Raw genomic sequence first — 23,199 nt, 5'->3', positions numbered from 1 at the left:
CGAGCGGCCGCTCCCCATCAACCAACGGACGTTGATGGGGAGGCAGATCCGAGACGACGGGAGCGATCAACTATGGGTTCAATCGTTGGGCGGCACTCGTCTATTACTGCTCTGACGGCTGCGCGGAGATTGACAACCTGATCGCGGAGCGGGCGTTGCGCGGTATAGCCATCGGAAGGCGCAATTATCTGTTTGCCGGGGCCGACTCCGGCGGCGAGCGCGCTGCCGCGATGTACAGCCTGATCGGCTCGGCACGTCTTAACGGGATCGATCCCGAAGCGTACCTGCATTACGTCATCGAGCGCATTGCCGATCACCCCGTCAACCGCATCGACGAACTGCCGCCGTGGAACGTCGCGCCGCATCTGCCCGCAGCGGCAAAAGCCGCACCCATTCGGTAAAGTCAACAACCTGAGCTACGGCCCTCGGTGAGCGCTTACGTGTGGTTCAGTTTCGGCACCCTGAACATGCCTGATTTCCTTCCTTTCCGTTGAATTTATACACGACCTCATGGAAGGCAAAATTTCAGGGGAAGCTTAGTCTATTTCTCCATTCTGCCGCTTTGTCATCAGCAATTTTGCGGAGCTTACCATTTCTGCAAATTTCGCCTTGACTCCTCCACTAAGCGAAATACTGAAACCGGCATCCCCCTTCGACTCCGCTTTGATTCCAATATAATCTTCGTGCGCGCCTTCGGCTCTGTTTCCCTTATTCTTCGCGCCCGTTGCATTTTTTATCCTGCCGACCGGCTTTTTATCATCATCCTGCCCTTCCTGTATGGCCAAATCATCAGAAAAAAGAGTTTTCTCTTCCTCTCGCTTCAGCACAAATTCGACCAGGAAATTGGGTGGATTTGTATCCCTATGAAAATAATCGAGCGCTTGTTTATAGTCACCCAAATGAGCCCCAACCTTGGAATAATCTTTATCTTTCAATATCGCATTGGCCTCATCCTGGCTCATGTTTCGATAAAGCCTGAGATTTGTAGGCGCATTTTTCCCCGTTCGCCGCACAACATTCGGATTGACGGCTGGATTCGTTTTATGAAGAGATTTCGCCTTCCATCCACGTCGAGTCATGAACTCTTCTTGCACGGACATTTTTTTATCGAAATCAACCTTTTGACCTTTCACAAAAGATCGTGTCCGCGCATCATATAGAACCGCATCTTTCAAATGCTGATAATTTATGAAGGCTTCAACATTTTCATCGCTCAAATACTGGGACAGAAGAAACTCGACGACTTCCTTCTTTTCCCCAAGGCCTGTTTCTTTTATTAATTTCCCATACATGGCGCTGCTCGTGATATTTTGAACGTTCGCCACCGCTTCCCCGCCAGTTATCTTTAGCATCCGCTGTACAGGCACTGTCCCTTCGATCTTTTCTTGCGACTGCCGTTGTATGACGGGATGCACACCGCTGCGAGTCGAATCCAATACGCTTCTTTGCACGGCCATACGTGGACTGTGGTGGAGCATATTGGCTTGCCTACGCTGCGCCGCCAATCGCGGACTACCCTCGCTCATTGCCGCCATCTGAGTCAACTTGGCTGCTTGCGGACTGTGACTTGTCAGGACTTCTCGTTGAATAAGTTGCCGCGCGCTTGGGGCCTCGACACCTGCACCACTTTTGCCCTGAATAGCCGATTGTGAAGGTTGCGAGTGCGGCTGATCTTTTTGAGCTTTTTCCATCTCGACTCCTGGAGTTGCCCCTGTAAGTCAGGACAACCAGACACCGTTAAGTTAATGACGCGGCGGCTCGCCGAAACTCCCGAGACGAGCGGTATCTCAACGCTTTGTGCGGGTGGCGCTCATTGTAGTGCACGAAAGCAGCAGCCAGATGTGAGAGCGCGGTTGGCACGCCCAATTTTTGCGATGCAGCAGAGACCGCCGGTATCAATCACCAAATACCGATACCCATAAAAACAAGAGCGTGCGGACCGGCGAAGTCCGCACGCTCTCACTCGCGCGAAACCCGAAGCAACCCTCAGCGCAAATTCGTATGCGCCAGCTCCACGACCTCATCACCACGCCCGTTCAACACCGCGCGCAGCATATAGAGACTGAAGCCCTTCGCCTGCTCCCATTGAATCTTCGGCGGCATTGCCAACTCGTACTTCGACGTCACGACATCGACCAACGCCGGCCCCGGCTTCGAGAACGCGAGCCTCAGCGCTTCGGCCAATTGCTCCGATTCCTCGACCCGCACGCCGAAGATCCCCGCCCCGTTCGCGATGTCGGCGAAATTCGTCGCGGCGAGATCCGTGCCGTTGTCGAGATAGCCGCCGGCCTTCATCTCCATGGCGACGAAGCCGAGCGTGCCGTTGTTGAAGACGACCACCTTGATCGGCAAGTCGAGCTGCCGCGCGGTCAGCAAGTCGCCCATCATCATCGAGAGCCCGCCGTCGCCCGACAGCGACACCACCTGCCTCCCCGGATGCGCCGCCTGTGCGCCGAGCGCCTGCGGCATCGCGTTGGCCATCGAGCCGTGATTGAACGAACCGTGCAGCGAGCGCTTGCCGTTCATCGTCAGATAGCGCGCGGCCCATAGCGTCGGCGTGCCGACGTCCACAGTGAAGGCGGCGTCAACGGCTGCGATCTGGTCGACGATCCGGGTCAGGTACTGCGGATGAATCGGCCGCCCGGGCGCCGACGGCCGCGCCAGCTCGTCGAGCCCTTTGCGCGCCGCCTGATAGTGCTTGAGCGCCCGCCCGATGAAATGCCGGTTCGCTTTGCGCGCGAGCCTCGGCAGCAGGTCCTGCAGCGTCTCGCGCACGTTGCCGACGAGGCCCAGCTTGAGCGGCGCGCGCCGCCCGAGCGCGGCTGCGCGCCGGTCTATCTGCGCGATGCTCGCTTGCGGCGGATAGAAGTTGCGGTACGGGAAATCGGTGCCGAGCATCAGCAGCGTGTCGCACGACATCATCGCGTGATACCCCGAGGAAAAGCCGATGAGGCCGGTCATGCCGACGTCGTTGGGGTTGTCCCACTCCACGTACTGCTTGCCGCGCAGCGCATGCACGACAGGCGCACCGAGCAGGTCGGCGAGCGCGACGACTTCGTCGTGCGCCCCGGCGCAGCCGCTGCCGCAGAGGAGCGTCACCGCATCCGATGCGTCGAGCAGCTTCACGAGCCGGTCGAGATCGGCCGACGACGGCACCGTCGCCGACGCCCCGGGCTGCGCCCACTGCGCCTCCTCTTCCGGCGCCTCGGCCAGCGCGACGTCGCCGGGCAGCACGACGACAGCGACGCCATGCTCGTCGATGGCGGTGCGCATCGCCGTGGCGAGCACGCGCGGGAATTGCCGCGGGTTGCTCACGAGCTCGACGTAATGGCTGCACTCCTTGAAGAGCACCTGCGGATGCGTCTCCTGGAAGTAGCCCAGGCCGATCTCAGAGGACGGAATGTGCGCCGCGATCGCGAGCACCGGCTGATGATTGCGGTGACAGTCGAACAGACCATTGATCAGGTGCAGGTTGCCGGGCCCGCAACTGCCCGCGCAGACCGCGAGCTTGCCGGTCGCCGCGGCCTCCGCGCCCGCTGCGAACGCCGCCGTTTCTTCGTGGCGAGTGTGCATCCAGCGGATCGAGCCGAGCCTGCCGAGGCTGTCGGAGAGGCCGTTCAGGCTGTCGCCCGTCACGCCCCAGATCCGCTCGACGCCGGCCGCCTGCAATGTCTTCGCCAGGTAGTCCGCAACGGTCTGCTTTGCCATGACGCGCTCCCATCGACGTATCCGCACGTGGTTGGAAGATAGACCGTTCGCGGCGGCAATGCCAAGCTAGTTCACTTCATCGGGATGCAAGCCGCGCAACAGCTGACGCACACGCGACATATCCTTGCCGACGAGCTCGGCCTGCTCGAACAGCTCGGCGAGCCAATCGACGAACGCACGCACGCGCGGCGCGACACGCCGGTTCTTCAAATAGGCGACCGAGACCGGCACAGCCACGGGCGTATAGCGCGGCAGCACTTCCTTCAACTGCCCCGAATCGAGGTACGGCTGCGCGGCGATCCGCGACGGCTGGATCAGGCCGAGCCCTTCGAGCCCGCAGGCCAGATACGCATGCTCGTCCGCGACCTGCACGAAGCCTTCCACCCTGACGCTCGTGACACGGCCGTCGTCCTCGAAGTCGAATTCGGCCCCGCGCGCCGCGCTGCCGCACACCTCGGCCATGCAATTGACGGCGACGTGCCCAGCCAGGTCGTCGAGCGTCATCGGCGTACCGTGGCGCGCGAGATAGTCGGGGCTCGCGCACGTCACTTGCTCGAGCATGCCGAGACGCCGCGCGACGAGCCCCGAATCGGGCAATTCGCCGAGCTGCACGCTGCAATCGACCGCCTCGCCGACCATGTCGACGGTGCGGCTGCTCAAGCCGATCGCGAGATCGACATGCGGAAAGCGCGCATGAAAATCGTCGAGCGCGGGAAACACGAGCGTGGTCGCGATCGCGCCCGGCATTTCGACGCGCAGGCGGCCGCGCAGGTTGTCGGTGGCGTCGCGCAGGCTCGCCTCCATTTCGTCGATGTCGGCGAGAATCTGCACGCAGCGCTCGTAGTACGCCGCACCCTCGGCGGTGAGGTTCAGGCGGCGCGTCGTGCGTTGCAGCAGTTGCACCCCGAGCATGGCTTCGAGGTTCTGGACAATGGTGGTGGCGGTCGCGCGCGGAATGTCGAGCGAAAGGGCGGCGCGCGTGAAGCTTTGGGTATCGACGATGCGAACGAAGGTACGCATCGCCTGGACACGGTCGATCACGGGCTTTTCTCCTGGCAAGCAAAGAGGGCGGCACGGAGCTCCGGTGTGAACACAAAGGACGGAGTCCGTCAGGGCTCCCATCTTAGGAACCGGACGCCAGCCCGTGAATACCTGAATATCTCGAAGACTTGCCTATTACTCTCATGGAACACTAGACGCGCCGGTTTGGTGCTAGATTTCAAGCCTGATTCTCTTGTCTCGCATACGGGCCATTCTCATCATGGAAACGACTGCTCCGGCTACCTCCTTCGTCAGCCCCGCCCAGCAGCGGATGGTCGAATTGCTCGCCACGCTGGCGCCGTCCGAGGGCGCAACGTACTCGCGCCTCGACGGCGTCAAGTTCATGCGCTCGAGCCGTTCGCATCCGCGCACCGCGGTGCTGTACGAGCCGTGCATCGTGATCATCTGCCAGGGACGCAAGCGGGGGTATCTCGGCGACAAGATGTTCGTCTACGATGCGCAGCAATATCTGGTGCTGTCGGTGCCGCTGCCGTTCGAGGCCGAAACCGAGGCGAGCGCGGAGCATCCGCTCCTCGGCATCTCGATCCGCGTGGACCTGACGATGGCGGCTGAGCTGCTGCTGCAAATCGACGACACGCGCGCCCCGGCCTTGAACGATCCGCAAGGCATCTACTCGACGCCGCTCGACAAGCCGCTCAGCGACGCCGTGCTGCGCCTGCTGGAAGCGCTCGCATCGCCGCTCGAGGCGCGCATCCTGGGGCCGTCGATCGTGCGCGAGATCTGCTTTCGCGTGCTGACCGGCGTGCAGGGCAACGCGATTCGCGCGGCGCTCAACTACCAGCACCACTTCGGCCGTATCGCCAAGGCGCTGCGGCGCATCCACAGCGACTATCGCGGCGATCTCGACGTCGATACGCTCGCGAGCGAAGCAGGCATGAGCCTTGCCGTGTTCCACGCACAATTCAAGGCGGTGACATCGACCTCGCCGATGCAGTACGTGAAGACAACGCGCCTGCATCAGGCGCGCCTCCTGATGCTGCAGGATGGATTGAATGCGAGCACGGCGGCGGCGCGCGTCGGCTACGAGAGCGCTTCGCAATTCAGCCGCGAATTCAAGCGGCTGTTCGGGCTGAGCCCGGTCGACGAATTGCGGCGCGTGCGCACGGGGATTGACGCGTCGTCACAACAGGAACCGGAGCAGCCATCGGCCCCGCGCTATGTGACGACGGAGTGAATGATCGACTCTTCGATGCGCAGCCGCCCCTTGCGATCGGCGCGTTCCTCAGGCCCGGCCGTGAAGTCCAACTACAATAGCGCACGTGCCGGCGCCCACCGCGAGCCCATGCTCGCCGCGTGACCCGCGCGCCGCCGGGCGGCATCGCCCCGCCCTCGATCCGATTTCGCCTATTGCCGCCGCGGGCCAGCGTCCGCGCGCCGAAACCTCAGGAGCATCGTATGACCGACTCGAACGGGTCTTTCTTCGGGAGATTTTCTCTCGCGGTCGGAACGTTTTTCAGCATCCTCGGTGACCGCAATCTCGCTGCCCGTGTGCGCAGCCTGCGCGAAGCGCCGGGCATTCCCGCCGCCCCAACGCCGGCTGCCGCGCCGCAACCGCAGCCCCAGCCTGTCGTGCGCACGCTGAAGGAAGCCACGCCCGACGCGGCGCTCCAGCTCCTCGGCCTCCTGCAGCGCGAAGCCCGTTTCATCGACTTCATCGAAGAGGACGTGGTCAGCTACTCCGACACCGATATCGGCGCCGCGGCGCGCCTCGTCCACGACGGCTGCCGCCGCGTGCTGCGCGAGCACTTCACGATCCGTCCCGTGCGCGACGAGGCTGAAGGCAGCCGCGTGACGGTGCCCGACGGCTTCGACGCCACCGCTATCCGCCTGACCGGCAACGTCGTCGGCAAGCCGCCGTTCCACGGCAGCATCAGCCACCGCGGCTGGCGCGTCGCCGACGTGCGCCTGCCGAAGCTCGCCGAGAGCCATGACGCTTCGGTGATCGCCCCCGCCGAGGTGGAGCTATGAGCGATACGCGCTACGCGATCGGTATCGATCTCGGCACGACCCACTGCGCGCTTTCCTATGTCGACGTCGCCGCGAGCGACGGCGACAAGACCGCTCAGCAAGTGCTGCCGATCTCCCAGCTCACGGCTCCGGGCGCGACCGGCTCGCTCGACCTGCTGCCCTCGTTCCTCTACCTGCCGCACGCCAACGAGCTCGCGCCCGGCGACCTGAGCCTGCCGTGGACGGCGGAGCGCGGCTTCGCGGTCGGCGAGCTCGCGCGCAGCCGCGGCGCGGCCACGCCGATCCGCCTCGTCTCGAGCGCGAAGAGCTGGCTCTGCCATCCGGGCGTCGATCGCCGCGCGGCGATCCTGCCGAACGACGCGCCCGAGGAAGTCGCACGCGTGTCGCCGCTCGAAGCGTCGATCCGCTACCTCACCCACCTGCGCGAAGCCTGGGACCACGCGCACCCCGACGCGCCGTTCGCCGACCAGGACATCACCGTCACGATCCCGGCCTCGTTCGATCCGGCTGCACGCGAGCTGACCGCGGAAGCCGCGCAGGCGGCCGGCTATGCGCGCATGACGCTGCTCGAAGAGCCGCAAGCCGCGCTCTACAGCTGGATCCAGAAGAGCAACGGCCAGTGGCGCAAGCAGGTGAAGGTCGGCGACATCATCCTCGTCGTCGACGTCGGCGGCGGCACGACTGACTTGTCGCTGATCGCTGTCGTCGAGCGCGAGGGCAACCTCGAACTGCATCGCGTGGCCGTCGGCGAGCACATCCTGCTTGGCGGCGACAACATGGATCTCGCGCTGGCCCACGTCGTCGCGCGCAAGCTGGCTGCGCTCGGCACGCAGGCCGACCCGTGGCAGCTGCGCGCCCTCACCTACGCGTGCCGCGCCGCGAAGGAAACGCTGCTCACGCGTGACGATCTCGACGCCGCGCCGCTCGTCGTGCCGAGCCGCGGCTCCAAGCTGATCGGCGGCTCGATCCGCACCGAGCTCACGCGCGCCGAACTCACGCTGACGATTCTCGAAGGCTTCTTCCCGCAAGCCGAAAGCTCGGCGCGGCCCGTGAGCCGGACGCGCGCGGGCTTGACGCAGCTGGGCCTGCCCTATGCGCAGGATGCCGCCGTGACGCGCCATCTCGCGGCCTTCCTCGCGCGCCAGGTGGGCGCGCTCGCGGATCTCGAAGGTGTCCAGGTTCAAGCCGCGGCAGGCGCGACGTTCCTGCACCCCACCGCGGTGCTGTTCAACGGCGGCGTGTTCAAGTCGCCGCTGCTCGTCGAGCGTGTCATGCGGACGCTCAACGATTGGCTTTCCGCCGAAGGCGCGCCGGCCGCGCGGCTGCTCGAAGGCGCGGACCTCGATCTCGCCGTCGCGCGCGGCGCCGCTTATTACGGCTATGTGCGGCGCGGCCAAGGCGTGCGGATTCGCGGCGGCACGGCGCGTGCGTACTACATCGCGATCGAATCGGCGATGCCCGCGGTGCCGGGGCTCGAGCCGCCGATCCAGGCGCTCTGCGTCGCGCCGTTCGGGATGGAGGAAGGCACCGAAGCCGAACTGCCGGCGCAGGAGTTCGGACTGGTCGTCGGCGAGCCGGTGCACTTCCGCTTCTTCGGCTCGTCAGTGCGGCGCCAGGATCAGGTCGGCGCGTTGCTCGACTTCTGGCAGCCCGACGAGCTTCAGGAACTCGAAGAGATCCAGGCCACGCTGCCGACCGAAGGCCGCACGCCCGGCGAGATCGTGCCGGTCAAGCTCCATGCCCGCGTGACCGAAGCCGGGACGCTCGAGCTCGAAGCCGTGCCGCGCGGCACGGGCGAGCGCTGGAAGGTCGAGTTCGATGTGCGCGGTGGCGTGAGCGACTGAGGCTCGGTATCAATGGCTGTCGGTTGAAGTGAAGGATCGCGGATTTTGGGTTTTCGTAAAACTTGAAATTTTGGGTTTTCGTAAAACTTGGGTTTTCGTAAAACTTGAATTCGCGGCGGTCCGTATGGTCCGTCCCTCCCCGGGACCGGGGTCACTTTGGTCTTGCCCAAAGTAACCAAAGGCGTGTCCTGGGCGGACGGCCTGGCCCGTTAGCACTCAGTCCTGCCAGCGATAGCGGTCTAGGGCAAGCGTCACCGCTCGCCGCGCGGCCCGTTCGCACGTGGCACCGAATGGCCTTGCAACGAAACAAATTGAAGAGTTCGATTTGCCTGCGCCGCATCNTTGCCGTTTGGGTTTTCGTGAAAAGTTTGGGTTTTCGTGAAAACTTTGATATCGCGGCGGTCCGTATAGTCCGTCCCTCCCCGGGACCGGGGTCACTTTGGTCTTGCCCAAAGTAACCAAAGGCGTGTCCTGGGCGGACGGCCTGGCCCGTTAGCACTCAGTCCTGCCAGCGATAGCGGTCTAGGGCAAGCGTCACCGCTCGCCGCGCGTCCCGTTAGCACGCGGCACCGAATGGCCTTGCGACGAAACAAATGGAAGACAGCGGTTTGGCCGCGCCCCACGTTGCCTGCGATTGGATGTGAGCACAGGAGCATGCGCCGCATCGCAAGACAAGGGTCTTCGGACCTTGCCTGGCCATCAGTATTGATTTGATTCGAATCTGAGCAATTCCGTGCCACGTGCTAACGGGACGTGCGGCGAGCGATAGCGGTAGCCCCTCGACCGCTATCGCCAACAGCACTGAGTGCCTCCGGGCCAGGCCGTCCGCCCAGGACACGCCTTTGGTTACTTTGGGCAAGACCAAAGTGACCCCGGTCCCGGGGAGGGACGGACTATACGCACCGCCGCGAATTCAAAGTTGCACGAAAACCCAAACGGCAAGAACAAAAAACCCCAAAGCCAGTTTTGTCAGCGAGTCTAAGCAATTGGAAGCAATGAAGCAGTACATCGTCGGGATCGATCTAGGCACGAGCAATACCGTCGTCGCTTATGCCGAGGCGGGCGGCAACGAGATCCGCGTCTTCGATATCGAGCAGCTGGTGGGCGTCGGCGAAGTCGCGGCGCGGCCGATGCTGCCGTCGGTCCGCTATCACGCGGCTGAAAGCGAATTGAACGCGGACTCGCTGACGTTGCCCTGGCAACCGGAAGCGGACCTCGCTTCGCCCCAGCCCGCCGTGATCGGCCGCCTCGCCCGCGCGCTCGGCGCGCAGGTGCCGGGCAGGCTTGTCGCGAGCGCGAAGAGCTGGCTGTCGCACGCTTCGGTCGACCGTCTCGCGCCGATCCTGCCCTGGGGCGCCGACGAAGGCATCGTCAAGGTATCGCCCGTGACGGCAAGCGCGAGCTATCTGGCCCACGTGCGCGAGGCGTGGAACCACCGCTTCCCGCAAGCGCGGCTCGAAGACCAGGAGGTGGTGCTCACCGTGCCAGCGTCGTTCGACGAGGGCGCGCGCGCGCTGACGCTCGAAGCCGCGCGCATCGCGAAGCTGCCCGCCTTGCGCCTGCTCGAAGAGCCGCAGGCGGCGTTCTACGACTGGCTGTTCCATCATCGCGATACGCTCGCCACCGAGCTTGGAGAAACCCGTCTCGTGCTGATCTGCGACGTCGGCGGCGGCACGACCGACCTCACGCTCGTCAAGGTCCGAGTCGAGAACGGCGAGCCGCAGTTGACGCGGATCGGCGTCGGCAATCACCTGATGCTCGGCGGCGACAACATGGACCTCGCGCTCGCGCATCTCGTCGAGACGCGCCTCGCCGCAGGCGACAAGGACCAGAAGCTGTCGGCGGCAAGCCTGTCGCAGCTCGTCGAGCGTTGCCGCGCCGCGAAAGAGCAACTGCTCGATGCGCGCGCCCCGGACTCCACCTCGATCACCCTGCTCGGCTCGGGGGCGAGGCTGATCGGCGGCGCGCGCTCGGCCGACGTGACGCGGCAGGAAGCCGAGCGGCTGATCGTCGACGGCTTCTTTCCGATGGTCGATGCGAGCGAGCGTCCGCGGCGCGCGCGCGGCGCCATCGTCGAGTTCGGCCTGCCTTACGCGAGCGATCCGGCGATCACGCGCCACGTCGCGGCATTTCTGAGCCAGCACGCGGCCCAAGCGCGCAATGCGCTGGGCATCCAGGAGACGGAAGGCAACAGCGCGTTGCCGATGCCCGATACGCTCCTGCTCAACGGCGGCGTGTTCCGCGCACACGCCTTGGAGCGGCGTCTAGCGGATACGCTCGGCGCGTGGCGCGGCGCGCCGCTCAACGTGCTGCAAAACGCCAACCCCGATGTCGCCGTCGCGCGCGGCGCGGTCGCCTATGCGCTCGCAAGAGCAGGCAGCGCGCCGCGCATCGGCGGGGGCTCGGCGCGCAGCTACTTCCTCGTGCTCGACGACGACGGCAAGGACACCCCGCACGGCGTCTGCCTCCTGCCGCGCGGCACCGAAGAAGGCCAGGAGATCCACCTCGCCGACCGCACGTTCGCATTGCGGCTCGGCTCGCCGGTGCGCTTTCACCTGGCGTCGTCCGTCGCCGACGCCCCGTATCGGCCAGGCGACCTGGCCGATCTCGACTCGAGCGATTTCGTCCGCCTGCCGCCGATCGCCACCGTGGTCCAGCCGCGCGGCGCGAGCGGCCCCGGCGAAACGCCGGTCCAGCTCGCCACGGCGCTTACCGAGGTCGGCACGCTGCAAGTGCACTGCATCGAGACCGCCGGCGCGTCCCAGCGCTGGCTGCTCGAATTCCAATTGCGGCGCGACGATGCCCAAGGCGGCGCACCGTCCTCGTTGGAAACCACGGCCCATCCCGCGCTGAAAGACGCGATCGAGCAGATCGACCGCATCTTCGGCTCGCGTTCCCACGACGTCGCGGCCAAGGACGTGAAGCGTCTGCGCGCGCAACTCGAGCAGACCTTGGGCGCGCGCGAATCCTGGGACAGCGCCCTGCTTCGCGAGCTGTTCGGCGCACTGTGGGAGCGCGCGCGCCGGCGCCGCCGCTCGGCGGACCACGAACGCCTGTGGCTGAACCTCGCGGGCTATTGCGTGCGTCCGGGCTTCGGCTACCCGCTCGACGAATGGCGCGTCGAGCAGCTGTGGTCGCTGTTCGACGACGGCATCCAGTACATCAACGAAAGCCAGGTGTGGTCGGAGTGGTGGACGCTCTGGCGGCGCGCGGCCGGCGGACTCGGTGAAGAGGAGCAGCTGCGCCTGCTCGAAGCAATGGACTACCTGCGCGAGACCGCCGGCGCGAAGCGCCACAAGTCGCCTTTCGACCCCGCGAAAGTGGGTTTTGCCGACATGGTCCGGCTCTCGGCATCACTGGAGCGCATCGCGATCGATCGCAAAGTCGAGATCGCCGAACGCTTGCTCGCGCAATTGCAGAAGTCGACGGAGAACCAGCAGAACTGGTGGGCCATCGGCCGCATCGGCGCGCGCCGGCCGTTCTACGGCAGCGCGCACACGGTCGTGCCGCCCGAGGCCGCCGGTTCCTGGCTCGACGCGATTCTCGCGCTCGACTGGAAGAAGGTCGACACGGCCGCATTCGCCGCCGCCCAGATCGCGCGCATGACGGGCGACCGTTCGCGCGACCTCCCTCAGACGGCGCGCGAGACCGTCGTGCGGCGGCTGGAGGCGATCGGCGCGTCGCCGTCGTGGATCGCGATGGTCCAAGCAACCGTGACGCTCGACGAAGCCGACACCGGCCGCGTGTTCGGCGAATCGCTGCCGGCGGGGTTGAAGCTGATCGGGGAGTGAACGCGGGCGCTATGCCGCCGCCTCCCGATGAAGCCACGCTCGAAATGCAGCGCTCTTTTGCGGCAGCGCCACGCCTGCCGGATACACGAGGTAGTAGCTGATCGGCGGCTCGATCGAATCCGCGAACAACAGAACGAGCCTGCCCTCTCGCAATTCGTCCGCGATCAGCGACTTGCGCGCGAGCGCCACGCCGTGGCCGTGCAGCGCCGCTTCGACGACACCGTTGGAATCGACGAACACCGGGCCGCGATCCCACTCGACCTCCTCCGCATCGGCGGCCTGAAGCCACAACCGCCAATCCTGACGATGCGCGTCGTGCAGCAACGTCAATCCGCTCAATTGCTGCGGGCGGCGCAATTTTCTTCGCCGGATCAGCGACGGGCTGCATACGGGAAACATGTCGTCGCCGACCAGCTTTTCCGATATCAGATTGGCGTAGTTCCCCAACCCGTGGCGGATGGCGAAATCGACATCGTCCCGCGCAAAATCGACGAGCCGGTCGGACGTGCTGATCCGCACGTCGATATCCGGGCACGCATCATGAAACCGTGCAAGCCGCGGCAACAGCCATTGCATGGCGAAACCCGATGTGCAGCTGACCGTGAGGTTCGAGCGGGATTCGCGGATCAGCATCCGCGTCGCATCGTCGATCTGCGCGAAGGCGCCGCGCAACGTCATGAAATACCGTTCGCCTCGCTCAGTGGGCGCGACGCCGCGCGCCGCGCGCTCCAACAGCTTGATGCCCATGCTGTCTTCGAGATTCGACAGCTGCTGGCTCACCGCCGCCGGCGTGACATGCAGTTCCTGCGCCGCGAGCTTGACGCTCGAATACCGGCAGACGGTAACGAAACAGCGCAGCGCATAGAGGCTTGGCCGGACAGTCATGAATGTAGATTCTCTTAATTGAACAGCAAGAATAGTTGCTTGTACGCTGAAACCAATCCGGCCTTAAATATCGACACTGCACTTCAGTGCGTCGATTGCCGGACTTTAGCAAAATTGATTTCTCCGGCAACCGGCGAATTCACTCCTATCCTTTGCCGCCCCTTCATTCATGAACGACCACGACGTCCTCGCGCGCGCAGCCGCGCATGCACAACGCTATTTGGACCAACTGAACGAGCGCCCAGTACACGCCACCGTGACCGCCGGCGAATTGCGTCAGCGCCTCGGCGGCGCACTGCCCGCCGGCCCGAGCGACCCCGCCGGCGTCATCGACGCATTGGTCGCCAACACCGAAGGCGGCCTGCTCGGCTCGACCGGCGGACGCTTCTTCGGCTGGGTGATCGGCGGCACGCTGCCCGTCGCGCTCGCTGCGGACTGGCTCACGTCGACCTGGGACCAGAACGCGGCATCCGTCGCGTGCTCGCCCGCCGAGGCCGTGATCGAGGAGATCTGCGGCGCGTGGCTGAAGGAATTGCTCGGCCTGCCGGCAACGGCATCGTTCGCCTTCGTGACCGGCTGCCAGATGGCCCACACCACGGCGCTCGCGGCCGCGCGCCACAAGCTGCTGGCCGCGCGCGGCATCGATGTGGAGCGGCAAGGTCTCTACGGCGCGCCGCCGCTGCGTCTCCTGATGAGCGAGAACCGTCACGAATCGATCGTGCGCTCGGCGCGCTTGCTCGGCATCGGCACCGATGCAATCACGCTGCTGCCGGTCGGCGGCGACGGTGCGCTCGAACTCGACCCGCTCGCCACCGCCTTGCGCGAATCCGATCGCCCCACCGTCGTCTGCCTGCAAGCGGGCGACCTCAACACAGGCGCTTTCGACGCATTCGGCGAAGCCTGCGCGCTCGCGCATGCATCAGGCGCATGGGTGCACGTGGACGGCGCGTTCGGCTTGTGGGCCGCAACGAGCGAGCGTCATCGCCATCATCTCGCCGGCGTCGAGCGCGCCGACTCATGGGCGACCGATGGACACAAGTGGCTGAACCTGCCGTTCGACAACGGCTTCGTGTTTGTCGCCGACCCGGAGGCGCACCGCGCGGTGTTCACGATGGAGACCAGCTATTCCGCCGCGTCGCAAGGCGTGCGCGAGCAGCGCGACTGGAACCCCGAGTGGTCGCGGCGCGGACGCGCCGTCGCCTGCTACGCGGCGATTCGCGCGCTGGGCCGCGACGGGATCGGCGAGATGGTGGCGCGCTGCTGCGATCTCGCGGCGCAATTGACCGGCGGCCTCGGCGCACTGCCCGGTGTCGAGGTGCTGGCGCGTCCGCGGATCAACCAAGGGCTCGTGCGTTTTCTCGATCGCGACGGCGCACACGACGCGCGCACCGACGCCACGATCGCCGCGATCCAGGCATCGGGCATCGCGTGGTTCGGCGGCACGACGTGGCGCGGACGGCGCGCGATGCGCATCTCCGTCTGCAACTGGCGCACGACGGCCGACGACGTGCGGCGCACGCTCGATGCCGTTGCGGAAATCGTCAAGCGAGAAACGCCCTAGCGACCAGCAGCGCGCCGAAACGGCGATACACGTTTCGGCGCGCCATTGCCGTTGCTGCGATCGATTGGGTCAGCGCCGGGGCACCGCCCGATACCACCAATCGTGGTGATCGAGATTCCTCATCAACGCTTGCCGCCGATGCTCGCGGCGATAGTGGACGACCACGCTCAGTGCCGCAATGACGAGGGCCGCCGAGCCCCCTGCGATGCCCCACCACGACGTGCTCATTGCTGCGCTCCTTGGTTGGTGTTTGCAGCTTCAGATTCGCGTCCCGCTGGCCTGCTCGATTGCAAAAGAGACTATTTGGCAGCGCCGCGTCTGCCAGCATTCGGCGTGGACGCAATGGCGGCAAGATTCGATTCGGTCGCATGCATCGCCTGCTCGCAGTTCTTGCGGATGGTTTCGATCAGCGTGCTCGATGTCGTGATCGCCGCTTTCCAGGCGGCGATGGCGGCTTCGGATCCGCTCGGGGCGTTCTTGGCGAGGTCCTCGACCAAGGTCTGCACGCGGCGGTTGTAGGCATCGGTCTGCCCTTCGCCGACCTTCAGGAACTCGGCGATCGAGGCCGACGCGAGGTCGGCCAATTGACGGCCGTAGGATTGCGCCTGCGCGGGAATGGAGGCCGCGAGCTCGACTTGCCGCGCGCCGCTCTCGGGCGTTTGCGGCGCGCCCAGGCCTTGCAGCAGGCTCGCTTGCGCGCTGGTCAGCACCGACTTGGTCAGTTGCAGATTCAGTACGGCCAGCTTTTCGAAACCGTCGGCGACCGACTTGGCGAGCGTGAACGCCGTATCGAGGTTGGCCTTCTGCATCGCCATGAATTGCTCGGGGGTGAACAAGGTCATCATCCAGCTCCTGAAGAAGAATCTCGCTGACGCCCCGTCACGCCACTGGCCGGCGTGCGCGAAGCGCTCGAAAGACATGGTCAAGGAAAAGACAGACAAGTTCTGAAGCAGTCAGGAAGCCGCATCTTAGAACCGGTCCCAGGAAATATCAACATGTGAGATTTCAGAGAGTTTCATTGAAAACGCTTTCATATCGGCAGCACGTTTCGTCAGACATTCATCACGCGGCATACGGCTCGGCACATCGCGGGAAACTCGAAAGTGGCGTTCCGGCCTACTCGACCGTGACGCGGGGCGCGCCCTCCGTCATCGCGCCGATGACGGCCGCGCGGTCGAAGCCGCCGTCCCGGAGGCAATCGAGCACCGCATCCACGCTGCCCGCGCCGCATGAGACGAGCAGGCCGCCCGAGGTCTGCGGGTCGGTCAGAAGCGCCTGTGCAATGGCGGGCAAGTTTCCGGCGAGCGTGACGCTTGCGCCATAGCTCGTCCAATTGCGCGCCGACGCGCCCGTCACGAGACCGGCGCGCGCCAGTTCCGGCGCCGGGTCGAGCCACGGCAGCGCCGCGTAGTCCACGCGTGCGCCGAGCCCCGCGCCCCGGCACAGTTCGAGCAGATGGCCGAGCAGGCCGAAGCCGGTCACGTCGGTCATCGCATGCACGCCGTCGAGCGCGGCGAGCGCCGTGCCCGGGCGGTTCAGGCGCGTGGTCGCGCCGATCATCGCCGCATAGCCCGCGTCGTCGAGCTTGCCCTTCTTCAGCGCCGCGGACAGCACGCCGACGCCGAGCGGCTTGCCGAGCACGAGCACGTCGCCGGCCCGCGCGCCGGCGTTGCGCGCGACGCGCTTCGGATCCACGACGCCGATGGCCGCGAGCCCGTAAATCGGCTCGACCGAATCGATCGAATGCCCCCCGGCCACGGGAATCCCCGCTTCCGCGCACACCGACTCGCCGCCTTCGAGAATCCGGGCGATGGTCTCGTGCGGCAGCACGTTGATCGGCATCCCGACCAGCGCCAGCGCGAAGAGCGGCTTGCCGCCCATCGCGTAGATGTCGGAGAGCGCGTTGGTCGCGGCGATGCGGCCGAAGTCGTAGGGGTCGTCGACGATCGGCATGAAGAAATCGGTGGTCGCGACGATCGCCTGCTCGTCGTTGAGGCGATAGACGGCGGCGTCATCGGCGGTCTCGGTGCCGACCAGCAGATCCGGAAAGGCCGGCATCGGCGCGGCCCGCTTGAGCAGTTCGGCCAGCACGCCGGGCGCGATCTTGCAGCCGCAGCCGCCGCCGTGGGACAGCTCGGTCAGGCGCGGCGCCGCGCCGTGGTTCGATGAAGTGGAGTTCATGACAAGCCCTGAGTCGAATCAGACGCGATTCAAAAATGGAGTGCAACGGCGGCGAGGCCGCCGACGACGCCCGTCGCCACCACCATCAGCACCAGCAGCGCCTGGACTCGCACGCCCAGCGCGCGCGCTGTCATCGCGAGCGACGGCACGCTGATGGGAGGCAGCGTCATCAAGAGCGCGGCGGCGGGCCCCGCCGCCACGCCGAAGGACAGCATCGCCTGCACGATCGGCACTTCGCCGGCGGTCGGAATCACGAACAGCGTGCCGGCGATCGCAAACGCAACGATCCACCCGAGCGCGTCGTCGACTTCCGGCCCGACGTGCGGGAACAGCCACGCGCGCGCCGCGCCGAGCAGCAGCACGAGCACCACGTATTCGGGCACGAGGCGCAGCGCCATCTGCGCGAGCAGCTTCAGCCAGCGCGCGAACCGGTTGCCCTGGTGCGACGCGGCCTCGGCGAACGCATCGAGCTGCGCGAGCGCGGCGGAACGCTCGGCGGACGTCGCGTGCCGGTTGACTAGCCAGCCGCCGCCGAACACGAGCAGCGCGCCGAGCGCCAGCCGCAGCGCGGTCCAGTGCCAGCCGAGCACGAAGCCCATGAAGACCAGCGTCGCCGGATTGAGCACCGAATTGCCGAGCCAGAACGCCACGGCCGCGCCCGGCGAGGCCTGCCGCGCCCGCAAGCCCACCACCACGGGCGCCGCGCAGCAGGTGCACATCATGCCTGGCAGCGCGAGCAGACCGCCGGCGGCGACGCTGCGCAGGCCGGTGCTGCCGAGCACGCGCGCCACCCAATGCGCGGGCAGGAGCGTTTGCACGGCCGAGCCGAGCAGCAGCCCAAGCACCAGCGCCTGCCAGATCGCCTTCGCGTAGGCGCTCGCATAATCGAGCGCCGCATGCCACGAGGCCGCGGGCGGCGACGCCTGCGCGCCGGTCAGGATCGAATGGCCGATCGAATGCGTATCGGCGGCGACAAACGCGCGGTGATAGTACGGCGACCACTTGACGTAGTAGAGGCCCGCCACCGCGATCAGCGCAAACAACGCGATGGCGAGCGCGGAATTGGGGCGGCGCTGCGTCGGAAAAAAGGATTCCATGGTCTCTTGTCGGTAGGTTCGAAAGGGTCAGCGAATGCGGGAAGCGTCCTGCGCCGCAGGCGCTTGCTCTTCATGCATCGGTTTGCCTGCGGACAGGTCCGGCGCCGGGCTCTGCGCCGCCGCGACCAACGCGATCAACTCGCGCGCCTGCGCAAGCGGTTCGGCCGCGCACGGATCGAAGCCGAACGGCAGCGCCTCGCCGATCCGGGTGAACGAGCGCTGGCTGCTGCGCGCGTAGGCCGGATCGTAATGCTGCTCGACCAGCTCCGTGAAGAGCTGTGCGCGCTCGCCGCTGTCGATGAGCGCATGCCAGTGCGCGACGGTTTGCCTGCTGTGCAGTCCGATCAGGTACGCGAGCTGGTCCTTGAAAAATTGCGGCGTGTCGAACAGATGCCCGTAGTCGGCCAGCAAGAACGCCACGCGCGCCTCGAGCGGCGCCGTCACCCGGACGCAGCGGCCCGCGTGGAACGCATCGAGCAGCGTGAGCGGCAGCGTAATGTTGCCGATGCGGCGGCTCTCCGCCTCGATGAACACGGGACGGCTGGCGTCGAGCTTCGACAGCGCGGCGGCCAGCGCTGTATCGAAGGCTTTCTGGGTGGGCTGCGACGAATCGGGCAGCGCGCCGAGCAGCGAGCCGCGGTGCCGGGCCAGCCCTTCGAGATCGAGCACCTGCGCGCCCGCTTCCGAGAGCGCATGCAGGAGACGCGTCTTGCCCGTGCCGGTGTGTCCGGTGAGTGCGATGTAGCTGAGCCGCGGCGGTAAGCGCTCGAGCTCTTCGAGCACGCGCTGCCGGTACGACTTGTAACCGCCGTCGAGCTGGCGCGCCTGCCAGCCGATCATGTTGAACCACGTGGTCATCGAGCCTGAGCGCTTGCCGCCGCGCCAGCAGTAGATGAGCGGACGCCAGTTGCGCGGACGGTCGGCGAAGACCGTATCGAGGTGGTGCGCGATGTTGCGCGCCACCATCGCCGCGCCGAGCCGGGTGGCTTCGAACGGCGAGCTCTTGTACAGCGTGCCGACGATCACGCGCTCCTCGTTGCTGAGCACCGGTGCGTTGATGGCGCCGGGCACGTGGTCTTCGGCGTATTCGAGCGGCGTGCGGACGTCGACGATCTCGTCGAATTTGTCGAGCTGATCGATGGAGACTACGAGGTTTTTCACGATGTCTTGATGAAGCACGGACGTTGCCGGGCCTGTCCGAATAATTGCTTATTATTCCATGCGGGCGCGCTGTCCGATGCGCGGCCCGTCCAAGATGACAATTCGCCCACGGACCGCCGACATCATGCTCAACGAGGAAGCCGCGCTCACCCACCCGGGCATGCCCGAGTTGCAAACGAGCGACGGCGGCCGCTGCAGCTTCGGCAACGCCGCCATAGCGTTGACGTGGGCGCTGGAAGACGGGCGGCTGGGCGCGTTCGCCGTCGTCGACCGCGCGCATGGGCGGACGCTGGCGGTGTCCGAGCCCTTCGCGCTGACGTTCGCAGATGGGCGCACGCTAGGCGTCGCCGGCCTGACGCTGCTGGCACCTTTGCGCGACGAAGCACTGGCGGCCGATCCGCGCGCGGCGCGGCTCGCCGAACGCATCGCCGGCAGGCGCGTGAGCGCCCTCCTGCGCGACGAAGAGGGCCGCTTGCGCGTGGAATGGAGCATCGAGCAGCGCGAGGGCTCCCCCTATCTGCGCGAACGCGTGGCCATCACCGCGCTCGTGCGGGACGAGCCCATCGTCGCCGTTTCGATGCTGCGGACCGAGGCAGCCGGTGCGCGGAAGACCAGCGCATTGCCTGGAACGCCTGTGGTGACGGCGACGGAGGATCTCTACCTGGGCTTCGAGCTTCCCATGTCTGTGAGCGAAGCGCGCGACGGCATGGTCCGCTTCACGGTGGCGAGAGCCTTGCCGCTGGAAAAAGGGAAAACGCTCGCCTACTCGGCGGTGGCAGGCGTGGCTCGGCAAGGCCAGTTGCGCCGCGATTTCTCGGCGTATCTCGAACGCGAGCGCGCGCATCCGTACCGCCCGTTCCTCCACTACAACTCGTGGTACGACATCGGCTACCTCACCCGCTATACGGAAGCGCAAGCGCTCGAGCGCATCGACACGCTAGGCCGGGAATTGCACGACAAGCGCGGCGTGCAGATCGACTCGTTCCTGTTCGACGACGGCTGGGACGACTACAGCGGCAGTTGGCGCTTCAGCGAGCACTTTCCGCGCGGCTTCGCGCCGCTGCGCGAGGCCGCCGCCCGGTACGGCGCGGCGCCCGGGGTGTGGCTGTCGCCGTGGGGCGGCTACTGCGGGCCGCGGGAGGAACGCGTCGCGCGCGGACGCGCCGCCGGATACGAAACGGTCGACGACGGCCTGGCGTTATCGGGGCCGAACTACTACGGCCGCTTCCACGACGTCGTCATGGACCTGCTCAGCGTGCACGGCGTCAACCAGTTCAAGTTCGACGGCACCGGCAACGCCAACCGGGTGTTCCCCCGCAGCGCCTACAACAGCGATTGGGACGCCGCGATCGAATTGATCGACGATATCCGCCGCGCCAAGCCCGAGACCTTCATCAACCTCTCCACCGGCACCCTGCCCTCGCCGTTCTGGCTGCGCTACGCCGATACCATCTGGCGCGGCGGCGTCGACGACGGCCTGGCCGGCGTGGGCAGCAATCGCGAGCGCTGGATCACGTACCGCGACGCGCAGACCTATCGCAACGTCGTGCGCGAAAGCCCGCTGTTTCCGCTCAATTCGCTGATGCTCCACGGCATCATCCGCGCGCGGGAGAATCCGCGCTTGAGCGACAGCTCGGGCGACGATTTCGTCCACGAAGTCCGTTCGTATTTCGGCAGCGGGACGCAGTTGCAGGAGTTGTACGTCACGCCGTCCCTGCTGGGCGCGCGCGATTGGGACGTGCTGGCGGAGTCGGCGAAGTGGGCGCGCGCGAATGCGAGCGTGCTGCGGGACAGCCATTGGATCGGCGGCGCGCCGGATGCGCTCGACATCTATGGGTGGGCGGCGTGGTCACCCGAAAAAGCGATCGTCACGCTGCGCAATCCCGCCAATCGCGAGCAGCGATTCGATCTCGACTTGCGCCGGAGCCTGGAATTGCCCGCCGGTTTCGACAAGCGATTTCGTGCGCACTGCCCTTGGCAAGAGCAAGCCGTGAATGTTCCCGGGGTTCTCGATGCGGACCAGCCGCAGACCGTTCCGCTCGCGCCATTCGAAGTGCTCACGCTGGAACTGCTGCCTGTTCCCGGCATGGAGGACTGAGCCGCGCACATCAGCCTGACAACGTGCGCGCGAGTTCAATCGGCCTGGCCTCCGTCTGGTGCAAGTCGAAGACGATGACCACGTTCTCGCCCTGCTTGAGCCACGGCGCGGGACAAAACAAGCGCGTTTGCGGGCCGATGTTCCAGTAGCGGCCAAGATTGCGGCCGTTGACCCAGACAACGCCCTTCGTCCAGCAACTCATGTCGAGATAGGTGTCGCCGAGCGCATCGAGCGACACCATCGCCCGAAAGAACATCCCGGGCCTGTCCGGGTTCGAGCAGACGGCCCGCAGGTTGCCGATGAAAGCCTCGTCCATCGGCAACGGGAACACCTCCCACCCCGTGAGAACTTCGCTCGCGCCCGTCGAATCCTCCAGCGTGATAGGCCCCAGGATGCCCTTGCGGTCGATCATCGCGTGACCGTAGTTGACGCGTCCCATCGCTTCCACGAGGATTTCCAGCGCTGCCGCACCGGCTTTCGACGGAAGCACGAGCGGCGCATCGTGAACCACATGCAAAGACTGTGCGGAGCGCGCCGGCACGAGCGCCCGCGATACGCCGCCCACGTATTGCCCGCCTGAGAAAACAGCCGCGTAATCGTGGACATCGCCGATTCGCAACACGCCGCCGCGTCCGTCCTGCAGCGTCTTGCGGTAAAGCACGAAGCCGAACGACTGTCCATATGCCTCGAAGGGCTGCGGATCGAGGCTCTGCTCGACGGGAAGCGCGGCGGGCAGATTGTCCCAAACGGACGCGTAGGGCTCCGGCATCAAGGCCCTGTCCCCGCGGCGCTCGATCGTCGCGATGGGCTCGGGCGCCTCGGGCTGCGGCGCCGACAGGTATCGCGCAATGATGCTGCGGTACGTCATGTATTTCGGCGTCGCCACGCCTTGCTCGCTGACGGGCGCCGCGTAGTCGTAGCTCGTGATGTCGGGCTGGTAGACGCCGGAATCGGGGTCGACGTTGGCCCCCGCGTAGAAACCGAAGCTCGTGCCGCCATGAATGACGTAGAGATTGAACGAGAGGCCCTGCTGCATCAGCGCATCGAGCGTGCCGGAAATATCGACGCTGGCGCCCTGCAGCGCCGCATCGCCCCAATGCGTGAGCCAGCCCGGATAAACCTCGCCCGCCATGACCGGAACCTCCGGAAATGCCTGCCTTGCCGCCGCGATTTGCGCGGCGTCGCCGTTGCTCAACGCAATCGCGCCGCCTGTTATGGTCGAGCGATTCTCACGCAGTTGAGCGATGCCGTCTTCGGTATAGAACGGGCCTTCGATGCCGCCATCCAGCCAGAGTTGCCGGATTTCCTCGAGGTAAGCCGGGTTGCCGGCATACGAGCCGAACTCGTTCTCGATCTGGATCATCAGGACCGGGCCGCCATTGCACGCCATCAGCGGCTTCACGCGCGGGGTCAGTTCGCCGATGTAGCGCGCGACCGCCGACATGTAGCGCGGATCATGGGCCGAATCGGTCCTGAGCTGGATGCCGGGGTAGCTCAACAGATAGGAAGGGAGGCCGCCCAAGTCCCATTCAGCGCAGACGTACGGGCCAGGCCGCAGCAGCACCCACATTCCCTCCGACTGGCACAGGCGGATGAACGCTTCGATGTCGCGGTTCTCGCTGTGGAAGTCGAAGCGGCCGGGACTCGTCTCGTGGTAATTCCACATGACGTAGAGCGCGATGGTGTTCATGCCCATCGCCTTCGTCATCCGGATGCGATGCCGCCAATATTCGAAGGGGATGCGCGCCGGATGCAGCTCGCCGCTACGGATCTGAAACGGGCGGCCGTCGAGCAGAAAGGCGCTGCCGTCTTCGCTGAAGGAAAACGTGTGCATGGATTCGAT

16 protein-coding genes and 2 pseudogenes are annotated in these 23,199 nt (G+C 65.7%); 7 read left to right on the top strand and 11 right to left on the bottom strand.

From position 1 onward, the window contains the following. Positions 1 to 44: 44 nt before the first annotated feature. Positions 45 to 401, top strand: a pseudogene (locus FAZ69_RS02160) (transposase domain-containing protein); the annotation flags it as partial. A 135-nt stretch (positions 402 to 536) separates the two neighbouring features. Here FAZ69_RS02160 and FAZ69_RS02155 read toward each other — a convergent pair. The 4 genes and pseudogenes from FAZ69_RS02155 to FAZ69_RS02140 form a co-directional block, all read right to left on the bottom strand. Next, complete coding sequence (locus FAZ69_RS02155; RefSeq protein ID WP_136892282.1) at positions 537 to 1,691, bottom strand: hypothetical protein; 1,155 nt, start codon at positions 1,689 to 1,691, stop codon at positions 537 to 539. Positions 1,692 to 1,737: 46 nt separating this feature from the next. After that, positions 1,738 to 1,863, bottom strand: a pseudogene (locus tag FAZ69_RS02150) (integrase core domain-containing protein); the annotation flags it as partial. A 123-nt stretch (positions 1,864 to 1,986) separates the two neighbouring features. After that, a complete protein-coding gene (gene poxB, locus FAZ69_RS02145; protein WP_136892281.1) occupies positions 1,987 to 3,708 on the bottom strand; it encodes a ubiquinone-dependent pyruvate dehydrogenase in 1,722 nt (573 codons plus the stop codon). Between the two features lie 66 nt (positions 3,709 to 3,774). Then, positions 3,775 to 4,749 (bottom strand): LysR family transcriptional regulator, encoded by a 975-nt coding sequence (locus FAZ69_RS02140; RefSeq protein ID WP_136892280.1) that lies wholly within the window; start codon positions 4,747 to 4,749, stop codon positions 3,775 to 3,777. Between the two features lie 220 nt (positions 4,750 to 4,969). On the opposite strand from FAZ69_RS02140, the gene FAZ69_RS02135 reads away from it, so the two are divergent. The 4 genes from FAZ69_RS02135 to FAZ69_RS02120 all read left to right on the top strand — a co-directional run bounded on the left by FAZ69_RS02135 (position 4,970) and on the right by FAZ69_RS02120 (position 12,373). Then, entirely contained in the window at positions 4,970 to 5,944 is a 975-nt protein-coding gene (locus tag FAZ69_RS02135; RefSeq protein WP_136892279.1) for an AraC family transcriptional regulator, read from the top strand. Positions 5,945 to 6,165: 221 nt separating this feature from the next. Further along, positions 6,166 to 6,738 (top strand): DUF2760 domain-containing protein, encoded by a 573-nt coding sequence (locus FAZ69_RS02130; protein ID WP_136892278.1) that lies wholly within the window; start codon positions 6,166 to 6,168, stop codon positions 6,736 to 6,738. Next, the gene (locus tag FAZ69_RS02125; RefSeq protein ID WP_136892277.1) at positions 6,735 to 8,582 is read left to right on the top strand and encodes an Hsp70 family protein; all 1,848 of its coding nucleotides are present in this window, start codon (positions 6,735 to 6,737) and stop codon (positions 8,580 to 8,582) included. Before FAZ69_RS02130 ends, FAZ69_RS02125 begins: the two co-directional genes overlap by 4 nt. 995 nt (positions 8,583 to 9,577) lie before the next feature. Continuing rightward, positions 9,578 to 12,373, top strand: a complete 2,796-nt coding sequence (locus FAZ69_RS02120; protein WP_136892276.1) for an Hsp70 family protein — start codon at positions 9,578 to 9,580, stop codon at positions 12,371 to 12,373. Between the two features lie 9 nt (positions 12,374 to 12,382). On the opposite strand, the gene gcvA is transcribed toward FAZ69_RS02120, so the two are convergent. After that, on the bottom strand, positions 12,383 to 13,258 hold the full coding sequence (gene gcvA / locus FAZ69_RS02115; RefSeq protein ID WP_136892275.1) for a transcriptional regulator GcvA: 876 nt from the start codon (positions 13,256 to 13,258) through the stop codon (positions 12,383 to 12,385). A gap of 169 nt (positions 13,259 to 13,427) precedes the next feature. Between gcvA and FAZ69_RS02110 the strand changes: the two genes are divergently transcribed. Beyond that, complete coding sequence (locus tag FAZ69_RS02110) at positions 13,428 to 14,819, top strand: pyridoxal phosphate-dependent decarboxylase family protein (protein WP_136892274.1); 1,392 nt, start codon at positions 13,428 to 13,430, stop codon at positions 14,817 to 14,819. A gap of 69 nt (positions 14,820 to 14,888) precedes the next feature. Here FAZ69_RS02110 and FAZ69_RS33150 read toward each other — a convergent pair whose 3' ends face one another. From FAZ69_RS33150 to mnmH, 5 genes are all read right to left on the bottom strand, one after another. Next, positions 14,889 to 15,047: a hypothetical protein gene (locus FAZ69_RS33150; RefSeq protein ID WP_169708526.1), complete on the bottom strand. Its 159-nt coding sequence runs from the start codon at positions 15,045 to 15,047 to the stop codon at positions 14,889 to 14,891. Positions 15,048 to 15,118: 71 nt separating this feature from the next. After that, complete coding sequence (locus FAZ69_RS02105; RefSeq protein WP_169708525.1) at positions 15,119 to 15,661, bottom strand: phasin family protein; 543 nt, start codon at positions 15,659 to 15,661, stop codon at positions 15,119 to 15,121. Between the two features lie 274 nt (positions 15,662 to 15,935). Continuing rightward, positions 15,936 to 17,000: a selenide, water dikinase SelD gene (gene selD, locus FAZ69_RS02100; protein ID WP_136892272.1), complete on the bottom strand. Its 1,065-nt coding sequence runs from the start codon at positions 16,998 to 17,000 to the stop codon at positions 15,936 to 15,938. A 29-nt stretch (positions 17,001 to 17,029) separates the two neighbouring features. Beyond that, positions 17,030 to 18,097 (bottom strand): permease, encoded by a 1,068-nt coding sequence (locus FAZ69_RS02095; protein ID WP_136892271.1) that lies wholly within the window; start codon positions 18,095 to 18,097, stop codon positions 17,030 to 17,032. Positions 18,098 to 18,124: 27 nt separating this feature from the next. Then, the gene (gene mnmH, locus FAZ69_RS02090) at positions 18,125 to 19,258 is read right to left on the bottom strand and encodes a tRNA 2-selenouridine(34) synthase MnmH (RefSeq protein ID WP_136892270.1); all 1,134 of its coding nucleotides are present in this window, start codon (positions 19,256 to 19,258) and stop codon (positions 18,125 to 18,127) included. 94 nt (positions 19,259 to 19,352) lie between these two features. Between mnmH and FAZ69_RS02085 the strand changes: the two genes are divergently transcribed. Further along, a complete protein-coding gene (locus FAZ69_RS02085; RefSeq protein ID WP_439654735.1) occupies positions 19,353 to 21,356 on the top strand; it encodes an alpha-galactosidase in 2,004 nt (667 codons plus the stop codon). 10 nt (positions 21,357 to 21,366) lie between these two features. Here the strand turns inward: FAZ69_RS02085 and FAZ69_RS02080 are convergent, their stop codons facing one another. Further along, complete coding sequence (locus FAZ69_RS02080) at positions 21,367 to 23,190, bottom strand: beta-galactosidase (protein ID WP_136892269.1); 1,824 nt, start codon at positions 23,188 to 23,190, stop codon at positions 21,367 to 21,369. Positions 23,191 to 23,199 lie beyond the last annotated feature (9 nt).

Origin of the sequence: Trinickia terrae (assembly GCF_005144415.1) — a bacterium.
In the GTDB taxonomy this organism is placed as follows: Bacteria; Pseudomonadota; Gammaproteobacteria; order Burkholderiales; family Burkholderiaceae; genus Trinickia_A; species Trinickia_A terrae.
Note: the sequence above shows the minus strand (reverse complement) of the source record. Positions and strands in the feature narration are given on the sequence as shown.

Coding starts and splice junctions, on each gene's coding strand:
- FAZ69_RS02155 (WP_136892282.1), bottom strand. CDS start 1,691: ATGGAAAAAGCTCAAAAAGATCAGCCGCACTCGCAACCTTCACAATCG.
- poxB (WP_136892281.1), bottom strand. CDS start 3,708: ATGGCAAAGCAGACCGTTGCGGACTACCTGGCGAAGACATTGCAGGCG.
- FAZ69_RS02135 (WP_136892279.1), top strand. CDS start 4,970: ATGGAAACGACTGCTCCGGCTACCTCCTTCGTCAGCCCCGCCCAGCAG.
- FAZ69_RS02130 (WP_136892278.1), top strand. CDS start 6,166: ATGACCGACTCGAACGGGTCTTTCTTCGGGAGATTTTCTCTCGCGGTC.
- FAZ69_RS02125 (WP_136892277.1), top strand. CDS start 6,735: ATGAGCGATACGCGCTACGCGATCGGTATCGATCTCGGCACGACCCAC.
- FAZ69_RS02120 (WP_136892276.1), top strand. CDS start 9,578: ATGAAGCAGTACATCGTCGGGATCGATCTAGGCACGAGCAATACCGTC.
- gcvA (WP_136892275.1), bottom strand. CDS start 13,258: ATGACTGTCCGGCCAAGCCTCTATGCGCTGCGCTGTTTCGTTACCGTC.
- FAZ69_RS02110 (WP_136892274.1), top strand. CDS start 13,428: ATGAACGACCACGACGTCCTCGCGCGCGCAGCCGCGCATGCACAACGC.
- FAZ69_RS33150 (WP_169708526.1), bottom strand. CDS start 15,047: ATGAGCACGTCGTGGTGGGGCATCGCAGGGGGCTCGGCGGCCCTCGTC.
- FAZ69_RS02105 (WP_169708525.1), bottom strand. CDS start 15,661: ATGACCTTGTTCACCCCCGAGCAATTCATGGCGATGCAGAAGGCCAAC.
- selD (WP_136892272.1), bottom strand. CDS start 17,000: ATGAACTCCACTTCATCGAACCACGGCGCGGCGCCGCGCCTGACCGAG.
- FAZ69_RS02095 (WP_136892271.1), bottom strand. CDS start 18,097: ATGGAATCCTTTTTTCCGACGCAGCGCCGCCCCAATTCCGCGCTCGCC.
- FAZ69_RS02085 (WP_439654735.1), top strand. CDS start 19,353: ATGACAATTCGCCCACGGACCGCCGACATCATGCTCAACGAGGAAGCC.
- FAZ69_RS02080 (WP_136892269.1), bottom strand. CDS start 23,190: ATGCACACGTTTTCCTTCAGCGAAGACGGCAGCGCCTTTCTGCTCGAC.